The organism is Desulfovulcanus sp., from assembly GCF_982781345.1.
In genome coordinates, this window is record NZ_CEYAEZ010000064.1 from 1 (window position 1) to 15414 (window position 15414).

Here is a 15414-nt window from a genome sequence, read left to right on the forward strand (position 1 = left end):
ATGAGTCCAAGTCTTTGTACCAGCATGAAAGAAACCAAGACTAGAATAAAACATGAAAATTAAGTTGATAAAAAGGTTCGGCCACAGGCTCTTTAGCCTTTTAACCTTAAAAAAGGAGTTCCCATGTGTGGAATTATTGCCTATACCGGCCATCGTCCGGCAGTACCAATCATAGTAGAAGGTCTGAAAAAACTGGAATATCGAGGATATGACTCTGCTGGTCTTGCCTTTGCTTTATCTGAGCAGGTCCACCTTTACCGGGCATCCGGCAAACTAGAAGCTCTGGAGGACAGATTAACCTCGCCTATTATCCTGCAGCCCACATCCGGTATTGGTCATACCAGATGGGCCACCCATGGCCTGCCCAATGAACAAAACGCCCATCCTCACCTGGACTCTTCCGGTAGCCTGGCTCTGGTCCACAACGGGATAATTGAAAATTTCCAGGAGCTACGAGAAGAATTAATAAAAGAGGGACACCAATTTAATTCTGAGACAGATACCGAGGTATTAGTCCACCTTATTGCTAAGGGTCTGCAAAAAATGTCATCCTTTCCCGAAGCCATCTCATGGGCTTTGTCCCAAATTGAAGGTTCCTATGCCTTTGCCCTGATCAGCAAAGACTACCCAGGCAAAATCTGGGCTGCCAGACAAGCTAGCCCGCTTTTACTCGGCGTGGGCACAGGTGAGAACTTTGTTGCTTCAGACATCCCTGCCTTTTTGCAGTATACAAAGGATGTTGTTTTTCTTGAAGACGGAGAATTGGTGGAAATGGATGCCAACTCCTGGCAGGTTTATTCTGTAGATTCTTTAAAACCAGTAGATAAGCAGGTGCAGCATATTGCCTGGGATGTCCAGGCAGCCCAAAAAGGTGGATTTAAGCACTTTATGCTCAAGGAAATATTTGAACAGCCAAGGGTAATTCGTGATTGCCTGGCTGGACGGATAGACCGTAAAAAAGAACAGGTAATTTTAACAGAACTTGACGATCTGCCTTTTCCCAAAAGATTGCATATAGTGGCCTGCGGCACATCTTATCATGCTGGTCTTTGGGCTAAATATCTCTTGGAAAAATGGGCGCACATCCCTGTGGAAGTGGAGATAGCTTCTGAATTTCGTTATCGTCACCTGGTCTTAAATCCTGATGAGCTCGTCCTGGCCATCAGCCAATCGGGAGAAACCGCCGACACCCTGGCCGGGATAAGACTAGCCAAAGAGAAGGGGATAAAGGTTATAGGGTTATGCAATGTTGTTGGCTCAACAGTGGCCAGGGAGTCTGATCGGGTCATCTATACCCAGGCCGGCCCAGAGATTAGCGTGGCCTCGACAAAGGCCATGTGCAGCCAGTTAGTCCTGCTATACCTCTTAACCTTGTACTGGGGGCAGCGGCAAAAAGTCCTGCCTCCCGATGTGCTGTCCAAGTCAATACATACCTTTAGCAGCCTGCCTGACATTCTGGAAACAGAGTTGCCACGGCTCAGAGAAAAGGCCGCTGCTTTAAGTCAGGAATACGCTGCAGCCCGCAGTTTCTTTTTTCTCGGCCGAGGGATCAATTACCCACTGGCCCTGGAAGGAGCACTCAAACTCAAAGAAATTTCCTATATCCACGCTGAAGGCTATGCTGCAGGAGAAATGAAACATGGTCCTATTGCCCTTATTGACCCAAACTTTCCCACATTTGCCCTGGCCTTAAACGATGAACTTCTACCCAAGGTCAAGTCCAACCTGAAAGAAGTTGAGGCCAGAGGAGGTAAAATCATAGCCCTGACCCATCCCCAGACGGAGCTTAAAGTTGACCATCCATGGGAGCTACCTCTTTTGTGGGGCCCGTTAAACAGCTTCATGGTATTGCCTGCCCTGCAGTTATTTGCCTATGAAATGGCTGTTTATTTAGGCAAAGACGTGGACCAACCCAGGAACTTGGCCAAGAGTGTTACTGTGGAATAGAATGGCCCTTAAAAGATCTCTCTTCTTTTTCACCCTGCTTTTAGCACTTTGCTTCAGTACGGTAGTCCTGGCCAGTCCTGCCCGTGATTTCAGGCAGGGCTGGCAGGCATTTCACAGCCTTGTAAAAAACAAAAAAAAGGCCCAGTACCGCTCATGTTGGTTTGAAGTCAGAAAAAAATTCTGGCGAGCCTATGAACAAAACCCAAAAGGGCCTTACGCTCCCAAGGCCCTCTATTATCTAGGACGTGTTTACGAAGAGCTCGGTAAAAGATCTTATCTTAAATCTGATTTTTATAAGGCTGTTGACTATTATCAACGGCTCATAAACCGCTTTCCCGGACATTCCTGGGCAGATGATGCACAGTTCAAAAAGGCTACCATCTATCTCTATCACCTGAGGGATTCAGCCCAAGCCTACCTGGAGCTACTAAAAGTAGTTCATAATTACCCGAAAGGAGACATGTGCGGCAAGGCCCGAAAAATTCTCCACAAGCTGGACCAAGCCAATTTAAAAAAAATAAATGGACTGAAAAAAAGTACAAATAAGAAAACACATGCATCTACCTCTCATTCCGTAAGAAAATCTGATAAACAGACTTCCCAATCCCGCCTTTCGCAAGGCACTCGACCTGTTGTCGGATTAAACAATATCCGCCATTGGAGCAGTGACGATTATACACGCGTTGTCCTGGACCTGGATGAAGAGGTCAAGTATTATTACAAACTGCTAAAACCAGACCCCAACCTGGGTACACCATACAGACTCTTTATTGATTTGAACAAAACCGCCCTGGAAGCACACACTCCCCGGGAAGAAAAAGTAACCGACGGTATTTTGCGCTCAATTCGTGCTGCCCAACATAGTCAAAATCAGGCCCGTGTGGTTTTAGACATCCAGAGTCTAGACAATTTTCGAGTCTTTTCCCTGAACAATCCTTTTCGCGTAGTTATCGACGTCTATGCTCCGGACAAGAAAACTCAACAAAAGGCAGACAAAACTGCTTCCAGACTAAACCTTGATCCAAAAAGCAAGGTCTTGACTTCGCAAAACCTGCTGGAGCAATTGGGGTTAAAAATCAAAACCATCATGCTTGATGCCGGTCATGGTGGAAAAGATCCAGGAGCCGTATGCAAAAGGGTGCGAGAAAAAGATATCAACCTGAAAATGGTCAAAATTCTGGGAAGACAACTCAAAAAGCAAGGCTTTACTGTCCTCTACACTAGAACAAAAGATGTTTTTATTCCCTTAGAAGAAAGAACTGCCATGGCCAATTCCCAAAAAGTGGACTTGTTTATCTCCATCCACTGTAATGCCCATAGAAACAGAAAAATTCGAGGGTTTGAGGTTTACTACCTGAACCTGGCCAAATCCAAGGACGCCATCAGAGTAGCAGCCAGGGAAAATGCCGTTTCCACTAAAAAAATCAGTGACTTGCAATTTATTCTTACTGACCTGATGCTCAACTCCAAAATCAACGAGTCACGCGACCTGGCCCACAATGCTCATACAAATACCCTTAGATACGCCAGAAAATTATACTCTAACTTTAAGGACCAAGGAGTGCGGGAAGCTCCTTTTTACGTCCTTATGGGAGCGAAAATGCCGGCTATCCTGGTAGAACTTGGCTACATTACCAATTATTATGATCGACGCAAACTCACCTCAGACTCTTTTCTCAACCAAATGGCCAAAGGTCTGGTCAAAGGTATTCTGGCTTATAAAGGAAAAATCGAACGTTACGCGAAAAGGTAGAACTTAAGAAGCTGGGAAGCCAAGAAGTTAGGAGAAAAAGAGAAAAATATAACCTCCCAACTTCCCATCTTCCTGACTTTCCATCATTTAACCGACAAATGAACGATATACGACCTTTTATCATAACAAGCTTACCCTTTTGGGTAATTGTTTTCTGTCTTTATTTTTTTCTGGGCACCGAGGAAAAAATCTACCTCTTCTTCACTGCTTTTCGACCAGAACATCCCCGGTTGACTACTTTTTTTACGCTTCTCACTGATTGGGGCAACGCTTTTTTTTACGTAGTTTATTCTACTCTTCTTATCTGGGGCCTAGTTAAAAAAGAAAAAAGCTTGGTTCGACTCTGTGGTTATTATATCTTGTTTCAACTGGTAATCTCTTTTTTCGTGGTCCGTGTGCTAAAAATCAGTATTGGCAGGCCAAGACCAGGCATGGGAGACCAGTTTCATCCCTTGTCAATACAAAACAAGTTCAACTCCCTGCCTTCGGGGCATACAGCGGAAATTTTCGGCGCCATCCTCCCTCTTGCTTTATGGCGCCGGCAAAATATAATCTGCCTTGTTTTGGGCTGTTTTGGGACGCTGCTGGCCTTTTCTCGAGTCTATTTGGGTGAACATCACCCTTCTGATCTGATCTTAGGCTATTTTCTAGGTTCGTTAAGCGGTTTTTTAATCTATACCTTTTGGAAGAAAAAAAATGCAGACAGATAGTTTTTGTACCAAAATATGGACGTGGATCCAAAAACATCCCTATTTCTCTCTGGCCGTTATTCTAGGGCTACAGACTGCTTTTACGCTCAATACCAGAAACCTATGGTTTTCTGACGAAATCCGCTATGCCAATGTATTTGAACACTTAATCCAGGCAAAAAAATGGCTTGTTCTATACTTAAATGGTCAGCCTTACCCTGATAAACCGCCGGTGTACTTCTGGTTCATCTACCTGGTAAAATCATGTACGCCATTTACTCCTCCCGCACTTTTCTTTTTTTGCACAAGTCTTTCAGCATATTTATACCTGATAGCCACTTACCATCTGGCACTGGTCACCATAAAAGATAAAAACATATCCCTGCTAGCCTGTCTTGTTCTCTTAACCAATTTATATTTTATGGGAGTTACACATTATTTACGCATGGACCTTTTCTTTGCTTCTCTAATTATTTTAAGTCACATATTTTTTTATAAATATTATCTCATCCAAAAGGACAAATACCTCTATATTGCATTTATATTATCAGCCTTGGCAGTATTGACTAAAGGTCCACTTGGACTGGCCTTCCCCTTAATATCTTTCCTTATTTTTCTAGCCTTACAAAAAAAACTGAATTTAATCTGGCAAAAAAAATTTTTAAAAGGATTTGGCCTCTGTCTCAGCATTCTTTTATTGTGGGTTATTGGAGCATATATTGTCGAAGGAGAAAAATTTTTACATAGTATTTTTTATGACCAGATTTATCGCCGAGCAGTAAATACCTGGCATCACCCGCAACCCTTTTATCACTATCTTTTAACCCTGCCTCTGGTGTGGCTGCCATGGACGATCTTGTTTTTGCTAAAAGCATGGAACATGGTAAAAGGCAAAAAGAGTCGGGAGTCAGGAGTCGGGAGTCAGGAGTCGAGAGGCGAAGCCGCGGAGGAGCTGAAACCAGGCTTGCGTTTTTTATCCGTATATTTTCTTTCAGGTTTTGTTCTGCTGTCTTGTATCAGTATAAAAATTGTCATCTATCTTTTGCCTATCTTCGCCCCACTGGCTATTTTAACGGCCAAATTCCTCTGGGAAAGCCAACAAAAGTCTAAGTTCTGGCTGGGTTTAGCCCTATTCTTTGCCCTACTGACTCTTGTTTTGCCTCTGGCCAACTTTTTCCATCCCTGGCCCATTAAAATAAAAGGCCATTTTCTGGCTGCATTTGTCTGCCTTGGCATGGCCGTTCTCATCTTCAAGCTTAGAAAAAAAGACTTTTGCCTACCCCTCATGACCTTGGTTATGGGCATGACCCTGCTTATCAATGTCCTAGGAATCTTTACAGCACCATCCCTGGATGCGGTCATGAGCCCTAGAGAGCAGGCCGAAAAAATGGGGTTTTACATCAGAAAAGGCTATACTCCCATTGCCTATAAGATTTATTCCGGGACATACACTTATTATGCCGGACAAAACATCCTTGAAACTAGAGACCTCGCCATGATCGGCCAAAGAATCAGAAACGGGGAGAAAATTGTCCTGGCCATGCGCAAAAAATATTGGGACAGATGGCGTGAACGGCCTGAAAACTTGAAAATTGTACATGAACAATGGATTGTGGACAGAGTTTATTACCTTGCCGTTACTGAAGAGACGCAAACCCAAAAAATCAAATAACAACTAATCAGCGTGCATAATCTCGCCACAAGCGAAAAAATTACCCGGACTTAAAACTAAATTATGAAAGCTTATATTTTAGCCGCAGACCTTTTAAGGGGTAGGGATTACGGGGTACGGGGTAAGGGAAGATTACTTGAACCCAGGGCTATCTCATCTAATTGTGCTATACTTTCAATATGTTAAAAAACATTACCTCGCGCCAAGCCGCAAAGGCGCAAAGTTTTTTGATCTGGCTTTAGATTCAACCCGACGAATAAGTTTAAGTATTTTTTATTTTGTCAATTAAGCTGGTAGTGGAGTAACCAGGTAAAAAATCAAGACTTTTTACTTCTCCCCCTTTGGCCAGAACAATATCCTTGCCCACGATTTTATCGATCGGCCAGTCTCCACCTTTTACCAGGACATCTGGCTGGACAGCCTTGATTAGGTTATAAGGGGTATCTTCACTAAAGATGATGACAAAATTTACGCAGCCCAGGCCTGCCAGTACCAAGGCCCTGTCCATTTCCGCATTAATGGGCCGCTTTGGCCCTTTAAGTCTGCGCACGGATTCATCACTATTCAGGCCAACCACCAACACATCTCCCAGGGCTCTTGCCCGCTCTAAATAATCCACATGGCCGGGATGCAGAAGGTCAAAGCAGCCATTGGTAAAAACAATTTTTTTGTCAGTTAGTCTGTCTTTTTGCTTTAGAAAATCATCCAAGGATATAATCTTTTCGCTGTTCGAATTCATTCTCATTTCATTATACCTCAAACCTTTACCTTTTACCTTAAAGCTTATATCAACAACCTGCAAGGATTAAGAAAGGAGACTTTTGATGTTATTCCTTACCTTCTAGAGTCTGTGGCCAAACCCCATTTTGACCACCAGATTAGAAATCAGGATTTGGAAAAAATTATGAAAATTTACTCTTCAGTCAAAGTATGGCCACAGAGTCTGTATATTGTACCCCAAACCTTATACCTCCATGGATAAAAAATACTTAGTCATCCAGTTAGCCAGGTTTGGCGATCTTATCCAGAGTAAGCGCCTAATCTTGTCTCTACAGCAAAAAGGGCAGGTTCACCTGGTCCTGGACAAGTCTTTGAGCAGCCTAGCTGAATTGGTTTACCCGGAAGTCATTTTGCATCCTATCCTGGCTCATGGTCAGAAGGCCAGTCCCGCCAGAATATTAATGGAAAACAGGAAGGTGCTGTCCCGACTGAAAGAGATAGATTTTGAGCTCGTAGTTAACCTTAATTTTTCTGGTTTGAATTTTGCCCTGGTTCGTCTGTTTGATCCGTACAGCGTCCGTGGGTATCAGAACTTTCATGGACAGGAAGTTAGAGATAAATTGGTCAGGCTGGCTTTTCGGTTGGCCAAAGACAGAGTAACAGCACCTATAAATCTTGTTGATTACTGGGCTTTTTTTGACGAAGATCCTATTTCGCCAGCCCATGTCAACCCTGTCTCAGAAACGTCGGGCCAGGGACTGGGCGTGGTCATTGCTGGGCGTGATTCCAGGCGTTCCATCCCATTAACGACCTTGGCCGCTATTATTTTGGCTATGCGCAAAAGGCTTGATCAGGGCCCAATTTATTTTTTGGGGAGCCAAGCACAGCAGCCCTTAGCCCAGAAGTTGAAGGGTCTGCTCGAGCCGAAAATTATTTCCGAAGTAAAAGACCTAACAGGAAAAACCAGCTGGACAGATCTTGTCCAGGTGGTGCAAAGTTTAGAGGCAGTAGTTACCCCGGACACTGGAACAATGCACTTGGCGGCCCATCTAGGTGTGCCTGTGTGGGCCTTTTTCTTTTCCTCTGCCTGGTGCTTTGAAACCGGACCTTATGGCCAAGGCCATGTAGTTTTTCAGACTATGCCCCATTGTGCCCCTTGTGTAGAATCGCGTCCCTGTCGCTTTGACCTGATTTGCCATAAAAAATTGGCTCATAAATCAATAATTCAATTCATTCTGGATAATAAGAAAGATGAGCTGGATGAACTTTGTGTCCTTACATCAGGTTTTGATGAGTTGGGCGTGGTTTATAGGCCGGTATTTGGACATGATCCTTATGTCAGGTCACGGCAGAGATTGAGGGATGCTTTAAGTTTATTTTTAAACCCAGACAGTGAAAGTCAACATTTTGTTTCCTCAGATTTGGTTCAAGGAGTGTTTCCGGAACGTGAATGGATGCTGCCCTGAAAATTGAGGTTTGGAGGATATTTATGATTGTAGATCAATATGGCCGCGGTGTAAGTTATTTGCGCTTAAGCGTGACTGACCGGTGTAATCTACGCTGTTTTTATTGTCGTAATTGTAAGTATTTAAAATTCATTTCTCATCAAAATATCCTGACTTATGAGGAAATGTTTGAACTTATCCGGGCTTGTGTAGACCTGGGGGTACAGAAGATACGCCTGACCGGGGGCGAGCCTTTTGTACGCAGGGATTTTCTCTATTTTTTAGCAAGGTTACGTCATAAATTTCCGTTTCTTGACTTGCGCATTACAACCAACGGCACTTTAATTGCCAATAAAGTTCAGGCATTAAAAGATATGGGTATTAACTGTATAAATATTTCTTTAGACACCCTGGATGCGGACAAATTTATCGAAATTACCGGGCGTGATTTTTATCATAATGTGCGCGCTAGTATTGATCGTTGTTTGGAGAAAGGAATACGGGTCAAGATAAATGTTGTGGCTTTAAAAGGAGTCAATGACAATGAACTGGAGGATTTTGTCCGTTTTGCTCTAGACCATCCGGTAGATATACGTTTTATTGAGTTTATGCCCATTGGGGGCAGAACCATGTGGAACAAGGATTTTTACTGGTCAGCAAAAGAGATTTTAACAGCAGCACAAAAAATTACGCCTTTGGTTCTTGAAGAGAAGGGAGGTCAGACCAGCGGCCCGGCAAAAATTTTTGCATTGAAGGAGGGGCAGGGCAGATTGGGCATCATTTCTCCGCTAAGCGATCATTTTTGCGATAAGTGTAACCGTTTAAGGATTACTCCTGACGGAAAGCTTCGAACCTGCCTGTTTTCAGATAAAGAATACCGTTTGCTCCCCTTGCTACGTTCCCCTAAACTGAGTCTGGGACAGTTAAAAAAGGTGTTGGAGCGGACAAGCCGAAAAAAGCCGTTGGGGTATAACTTGTTGTCCAAGGATGAAAACAAGCAAAGTGTTTGTCAGAGGGTTATGTCTTCTATTGGCGGATGAGAGTTTAAGAGCCTGTGGCCGACACGCTTATTCAAACTAGCTACGAAAGCCGTGGCTGAAACCCGGATCATAGAGCTTGGAGCGTTTGTTTTCGTCCTTAAAGGGTAAAACAAGAAAAATCACCTGCCGGGTGAATCCTTTCTTTTCCATTTGCCTGGTCAAATCTATTAAAGTGGTGTGGACAATCTGTTCATCAGGCCAGCCTACCCGATACCCGATAATCACCTGGCTATCTTCTTTAAAACCCGCCTGCAATAGTTCTTCCTGGATGCTCCGGGCTTGGCTGGCAGAAAGATAAATGGCCAGTGCACTTTTGGTTGCGGCCAGTTTTTTTAAACGCTGGCTCTCAGGCACAGGAGTGCGCCCCTCAACCCTGGTTAAAATCAAAGTTTGATTTAATTCAGGCACTGTGAAGGAGACCTTGGCTTTAGCTGCAGCAGCAAAAGCAGCGCTAACTCCCGGTATGATTTCATAGGCAATTCCTCTGGCCTCCATCCACCGAATCTGCTCTAATATGGTTCCGTAAAGACTTGGATCTCCTGTGTGCACACGGGCAAGTAAAAGATTTTTGACATGTGCATTAAGGAATATCTCCTCTATTTCCTCCAGAGTAAGTGACGAGGAGTCAATAACCTGGCGAGCACGGGCATGGGTAAATAGTTCCTTGGGCACCAGAGAACCCGCATAGAGGATAACGTCGGCCTGGTTAATGATCTTTTGCCCCTTGACAGTGATCAGTTCGGGGTCACCTGGACCAGCCCCGACAAAGTAAATATTGATCCGCTCTTTTTTACTTCTCATTTTCGATAATGGGTAAATGATTGAATAGTTGAATGGTCTATTAGTTTAAGACTCTGTGGCCAAACTTTGACTGAAGGGTAAATTTTCATAATTTTTTCCAATCCGGATTTCTTTCATGCTGGTGCAAATGCCTGGACCCATCTATAGCTTGCTTGCGGGCAGAGCATAATGGGGTATTTTGGATAAATGAATATTCTTTTATTGTCGGTAGTTATGGCAGAAAACACCAAATATTTAGTTTTGTCGCCCCGATGCTCTGCTTATCCGCAAGCTTCTCCAAGATGGCTTACCCAGCCCTTTGCAAGGCATTCAAGAAACCAGGATTTTCAATATGGTAGTCAAAATAGGAGGTTGGCCAGAGATTCTTAGATGAAAGAAGGCGCATCCACTATTTGCACTGATTTTTGAGAAACCTTGATTTTGGCATTGCATGTGCTGATTGTTTTCTCTCTTCTCCCACTCTCCTAACCAACCCACCCCACCTAACTTCTCATCTTCTCAACTTCAGAGCTTCCTCTTCAATACGCCCTTTTCTCTTCTTTTTCATTCAACATTAAGCATTAAACATCCAACATTAAAATAACCTAACTCAACCAAGCTCCAGGAGCTTTTGAAAACTCTCTTCCAGAGTTTGTTTTTCTTCTACTGGCTGGCGTAAGAATTCATTGATAGGACCAATCAGTTCAAGGGCCCTGTCTATGTCCTGGTTGCTGCCTCTAACATAAGCGCCTATATTGATCATATCCTCCACCCGCTTATAAGTGGCCAGATGGCTTATTATGTCCTGACCGGCCTGCAAAACTTCTCTAGGTGTAATATCTGATCGAAGTCGACTTACACTCTTTAAGACATCAATTGCCGGATAGTGTCCTTGATCGGCCAATTCTCTGGTCAAAACAATGTGCCCGTCCAAAATGGAACGCACGGCATCAGCAACAGGCTCGTTGAAGTCATCACCTTCTACCAGGACAGTGTAAATCCCGGTAATACTACCTTTTTCATTGCGTCCTGCCCGCTCTAAAAGTTTAGGCAGATGAGCAAAAACTGTGGGCGTATATCCTCTGGTGGTTGGAGGTTCACCTGCAGCCAGGCCAACTTCGCGCGCAGCCATGGCAAACCTGGTCACTGAATCCATCATCAAAAGTACGTCCAGACCTTGATCGCGAAAATATTCCGCCATGGCAGTAGCTGCATAAGCAGCGCGCATACGGATAAGCGGGGCCTGATCTGATGTAGCTACCACCAAAACAGACCTGGCCATGCCTTCTGGTCCCAGATCCTTTTCCATAAATTCCACTACTTCTCGACCGCGTTCACCAACCAGGGCAATGACATTCACATCTGCCTTAGTGTATCTGGCCATCATCCCCATGAGAGTACTCTTGCCCACACCAGACCCCGCCATTATTCCTACCCGTTGCCCCTTGCCCAGGGTTAAAAGTGCATTAATCGCCCTAATCCCAACATCTAAGGGCTCTTTGATTCTGGGCCGTTCCAGGGGATTCAGGGGTTGAGCATACAGTGGGTAATATTTCCGGGGTGAAATATTCTTGGATTTGTCCAGGGGTTGACCAAAAGCGTCAATGGCTTGACCTAAGAATCTGTGACCAACAGGAAAAAGCGGAGGATGGGCAGAGTTTTTGATTAAGCTGCCAGGCTTTATGCCGCGCATATCACCATATGGCATAAACAGGACTACACCGTCCCTGAAACCAACCACTTCGGCATTGATGTATTGCTCACTATTTTCATCAGCAATAAGTTGGCAGGTAGAGCCAAGGGCCGCTTTTAAACCCTGGCCTTCCACCACCAGACCGACCACCTTGGTCACTTTGCCATAGGTCTGGGCCGGATTTAAGTCATGCAAAAGATGCAAACAATCTTTGGGGCCCATGCTCTCTAACTGTCCTCATCAAGGGAAAGCTCGTCCAAAATTTTTTTCACTGCTGCATACCGACCTTCAATGGTATTATCGACCATGCCTTTGCCGTTTTCCAGGACGAGTCCTCCCTGCGTTATCTGGGGATCAGGCTTGATCTGCCAAAGGCTGAGTTGAGGATGCTTGGCCCTGAGCTTATCCATTATCTCCTGCAGTAATTCCGTATCATCCGGATTGACCCTGATGACCAGTTCTTCTTTGCTTTCAATAAGTTCCAGGGCTTGATCCAGAAGATTTTCCAGGACCTGCTCTTTGTTTTTCTCCAGTTCAAGACCCAAGACCTTTTCCACGGCCGCCCTGGTTAATAAGACCAAATCCTGCCGGAACCGTTCCCAAATTTTGCGCTTTTCCCGCTCTATCTGGCTAATCACCCTGGCAAAATCATCAGTCAAATTTTGCTTGACCTTTTCGATTTCCCGGGCGGCCTGAGCCTGCCCCTGTTTTAACCCCTCTTCCCTGGCCTGCTCTCTAATACCCTGGGCCTCTTGCATGGCCCGGGCAATAATCTCCCTGGCCTTTTCTTGAGCCCTGGCTTTAACCCGCTCCCAAAACTTGTCTTCTGTTTCCGGGGTTAAATAGGATCGATCCGTGGCTCTCGCTTCTAATTCAGCCAAGAACCTGGTCTGCAGTCCTACAATGACCTTGCCGGAATCAGGCTTGGATAAACTTTTAGACAAGGATATCTCCTCCTCCCTTGCCTGCAATAACAATACGGCCTTCAGCTTCCAGTCGACGGACTACTTTGACTATATTCTGCTGGGCTGCTTCCACTTCTGACAATTTCACCGGCCCCATAATTTCCAGATCCTCCCGGATCATATTCGCGGCTCGCTCAGACAAGTTGCTGAAGAATTTTTCTTTAAGTTCATCCGAGGCCGTTTTTAGGGCCAGAGTCAGATCTTCGTTGCTGACCTCCTTGAGTACTTCGCGAACGGCCCTGTCGTCCAGATTGATAATATCGTCAAAAACGAACATGAGCTCTCTGATTTCTTCAGCCAGCTGAGCGGATTCTTCTTCAATTTCCGACATAACTTCTTCTTCCACGCTGCGTTCCACTGCATTGAGAATTTCAGCAACGGACTGGGTACCACCAACTTTTTTGCCTTCTTTTCCTCCAATAGCAATTAGCTGGCTTTGCAACACTTTGTCTACCTCCTGAAGCATATCCTCAGGCACTGCTTCCAGTTTAGCCAAGCGCATTAACACTTCCGCCCTTACACCGGACGGTAAATTCTGAAGCAGTTCAGCCGCGTTTTCCGGTGGCAAATGCCCAATAATCAAGGCCAAAGTCTGGGGATGTTCATTGCGTAGTATCTGAGCCAGGATTTTTGGGCTAACATTACCTAGTTCCTTAAAAGGAGCAGGCCCGGTATCCAGGTCCAGAGCATCAACCACATATTTGGCAGTATCTGAATCCAGATTTTCCAATAACTTGCGCACCTTATCCGGCCCGCCCAGGAGCATTTCCTTACCTAGTGCGACTGACTGATTAAACTCCTTGAGCACTTCTTCGGCCTTTTCTTTAGGTACACTCTCCATTTCCACCATGGCCTTGGAAATTTTGGCAATCTCTTTTTTGTCCATGCGCTCAAAGACCTGGGTAGTGAATTTATCACCCAGAGCCAGGAGCAAAATGGCTGTTTTTTGCGTCCCAGTAAGTCTATCCGGACCCGCCACTTACGCACCCTCCTCTTCCTTGAGCCACTTCTTGATCACGGCAAAAGCCTGGTCAAAATTTTCACTGGCCAATTGTGTGGCCAGAGCTCGTGTATCCTCAATACGTTTCTGCTCTTCCATGGCCAACTGTTCCTCCTCACTCAAGCCCTCAACAAGAGCCATTTTTTCTTCGCCTTCAGGCAACCCTTCCATGTCTTCTGCTTCTTCTTCAACCACCTTGGGTTTTAAGATGGCCATAACAACGGGCCGGACTACCAGGATGAGGAAAAGTAAAATAATCAGGGCATTTAAGAGAGGCTTGCCAATAATCTGGAAGTACTCGGAAACCTTCTCCAACAAAGTAGGCTCAATTTCTGGCTCAGGTGGGCCAAAGGAAAGATTGGACACCTCTATACTGTCTCCGCGAGCTTGATCAAACCCAACTGCGTTTTCCACCAACTGTCTTATTCTGGCCAGTTCCTGTTCTGTTAAAGGTTGATAAACAAATTCTCCATTTTTATCCTGAGTATATTTACCGTCGACTATAACGGCTACACTCAAACGACGCACCTCCCCAATAGGAGCAACAATTTGTTGTTCTTCTTTGCTAATTTCATAATTAGTCGTTGAAGTGGTCCGGCTGGTCTCCTGGGTTGAACCTGAGCCACTAACACCTTCACCTTGATAGGCCGGTTCAGGAACCCCTTGTTCCAGATTGGCCACTCCACGGCTGCTTTCGTCGGTTTTTTGTTCACTGCGAATGACAGCCCCTTCCGGGTCGTAGATTTCTTTATGGATAGTCTTCTGGCTAAAATCCAGATCAACATTAACTTTGGCAATGACCCTGTTTGGGCCGCCCACAATCGGTGCGAGCATCTGCTCTATGCGCTTCTCCAGATTTTGTTGAAAATTTAACTGGTACTCCAGTTGAGTATTGGTCAATCCCTCCAAACTATCAGGCTTATGCTGGTATAAAATTTTCCCACGCGTATCAGAGACAGTGATACGTTCGGGCTCCATGCCTTCCACGCCAGTGGTAATCAAGTTGACAATGCTTTGGACCTGTTGACTGTTCAATGAGTATCCGGGTTTTAATTTTAGCACTACTGAGGCAGAAGGAGGATTTTGTTCCTCGATAAACAAACTTTTATTGGGCAAAACCAGATGAACCCTGGCCGCTTCCACTTCGGGGAACTCGGAAATAGTACGGGCCAATTCTCCCTGCAAAGCACGTTGATAATTTATACGCTGTACAAAGTCTGTTTGACCAATCTTATTCTGATCAAAGATTTCAAAGCCAACGCCCTGTCCCTGTAGAGCACCTTCGCCAGCAATCATTAAACGTAGATTATAGACCTGGCCTGCAGGAACCAGTATGGTAGCACCATTATCTTGAAGCTTATACGCAACTTTTTGCTTCTCTAAAATTTGAACGACTCGGGCAGCATCTTCAGGGTAGAGGTTGGAATAGAGAACTTTATATTCAGTGCGATTTACAAGAAACAAGAGGACAATAAAGACGATTATGACCGACGCGAGCATCCCGAGATATAAGATGCGCTGGGCCAAGGTACTTTTACTCCAGAGACCACCTATCTGTTCCCAGGCTTTGGTTAGAAAAGGAGGCATAATCTATCCTTTTTTGTTAATTTAACGATAAACTTTAGCCAACAAAAATTCAAAATATACATCATTGAAACTCAACTTTCTGACACGATTAACATCCTCAAATTACTACACAATTGAAGAGTG

Annotated in this window: 12 protein-coding genes; 6 read left to right on the top strand and 6 right to left on the bottom strand. The window is 44.7% G+C overall.

Features of this window, described 5'->3' with window-relative positions; all coding sequences use genetic code 11:
* The first annotated feature begins 123 nt into the window (after nt 1-123).
* The 4 genes from glmS to AC3WVG_RS09595 all read left to right on the top strand — a co-directional run bounded on the left by glmS (nt 124) and on the right by AC3WVG_RS09595 (nt 6061).
* Nucleotides 124-1947 carry a glutamine--fructose-6-phosphate transaminase (isomerizing) gene (gene glmS, locus AC3WVG_RS09580; RefSeq protein WP_488797906.1) on the top strand — a complete coding sequence of 608 codons (1824 nt, stop codon included), beginning with the start codon at nt 124-126 and terminating at the stop codon, nt 1945-1947.
* A 1-nt stretch (nt 1948) separates the two neighbouring features.
* On the top strand, nt 1949-3700 hold the full coding sequence (locus tag AC3WVG_RS09585) for an N-acetylmuramoyl-L-alanine amidase (RefSeq protein ID WP_488797907.1): 1752 nt from the start codon (nt 1949-1951) through the stop codon (nt 3698-3700).
* Nucleotides 3701-3798: 98 nt separating this feature from the next.
* The gene (locus AC3WVG_RS09590; protein WP_488797908.1) at nt 3799-4410 is read left to right on the top strand and encodes a phosphatase PAP2 family protein; all 612 of its coding nucleotides are present in this window, start codon (nt 3799-3801) and stop codon (nt 4408-4410) included.
* The gene (locus AC3WVG_RS09595; RefSeq protein ID WP_488797909.1) at nt 4397-6061 is read left to right on the top strand and encodes an ArnT family glycosyltransferase; all 1665 of its coding nucleotides are present in this window, start codon (nt 4397-4399) and stop codon (nt 6059-6061) included. Before AC3WVG_RS09590 ends, AC3WVG_RS09595 begins: the two co-directional genes overlap by 14 nt.
* Nucleotides 6062-6323: 262 nt before the next feature.
* Here AC3WVG_RS09595 and rfaE2 read toward each other — a convergent pair whose 3' ends face one another.
* Nucleotides 6324-6800, bottom strand: a complete 477-nt coding sequence (gene rfaE2, locus AC3WVG_RS09600; RefSeq protein WP_488797910.1) for a D-glycero-beta-D-manno-heptose 1-phosphate adenylyltransferase — start codon at nt 6798-6800, stop codon at nt 6324-6326.
* Between the two features lie 211 nt (nt 6801-7011).
* Here rfaE2 and AC3WVG_RS09605 point away from each other — a divergent pair, with 211 nt between their 5' ends.
* Both AC3WVG_RS09605 and moaA read left to right on the top strand, forming a co-directional pair.
* A complete protein-coding gene (locus AC3WVG_RS09605) occupies nt 7012-8247 on the top strand; it encodes a glycosyltransferase family 9 protein (RefSeq protein ID WP_488797911.1) in 1236 nt (411 codons plus the stop codon).
* A 23-nt stretch (nt 8248-8270) separates the two neighbouring features.
* A complete protein-coding gene (gene moaA, locus AC3WVG_RS09610) occupies nt 8271-9266 on the top strand; it encodes a GTP 3',8-cyclase MoaA (protein ID WP_488797912.1) in 996 nt (331 codons plus the stop codon).
* A gap of 36 nt (nt 9267-9302) precedes the next feature.
* Here the strand turns inward: moaA and cobM are convergent, their stop codons facing one another.
* The 5 genes from cobM to fliF all read right to left on the bottom strand — a co-directional run bounded on the left by cobM (nt 9303) and on the right by fliF (nt 15291).
* A complete protein-coding gene (gene cobM / locus AC3WVG_RS09615) occupies nt 9303-10067 on the bottom strand; it encodes a precorrin-4 C(11)-methyltransferase (RefSeq protein WP_488797913.1) in 765 nt (254 codons plus the stop codon).
* A gap of 589 nt (nt 10068-10656) precedes the next feature.
* Nucleotides 10657-11961, bottom strand: coding sequence for a FliI/YscN family ATPase (locus tag AC3WVG_RS09620; protein ID WP_488797914.1), 1305 nt, complete (start codon nt 11959-11961; stop codon nt 10657-10659).
* Nucleotides 11962-11966: 5 nt separating this feature from the next.
* Nucleotides 11967-12683 carry a FliH/SctL family protein gene (locus AC3WVG_RS09625; protein ID WP_488797915.1) on the bottom strand — a complete coding sequence of 239 codons (717 nt, stop codon included), beginning with the start codon at nt 12681-12683 and terminating at the stop codon, nt 11967-11969.
* Nucleotides 12676-13683 (bottom strand): flagellar motor switch protein FliG, encoded by a 1008-nt coding sequence (gene fliG / locus AC3WVG_RS09630; RefSeq protein WP_488797916.1) that lies wholly within the window; start codon nt 13681-13683, stop codon nt 12676-12678. The genes AC3WVG_RS09625 and fliG overlap by 8 nt, the downstream gene beginning before the upstream one ends.
* Nucleotides 13684-15291, bottom strand: coding sequence for a flagellar basal-body MS-ring/collar protein FliF (gene fliF, locus AC3WVG_RS09635; RefSeq protein ID WP_488797917.1), 1608 nt, complete (start codon nt 15289-15291; stop codon nt 13684-13686).
* Nucleotides 15292-15414: the final 123 nt, after the last annotated feature.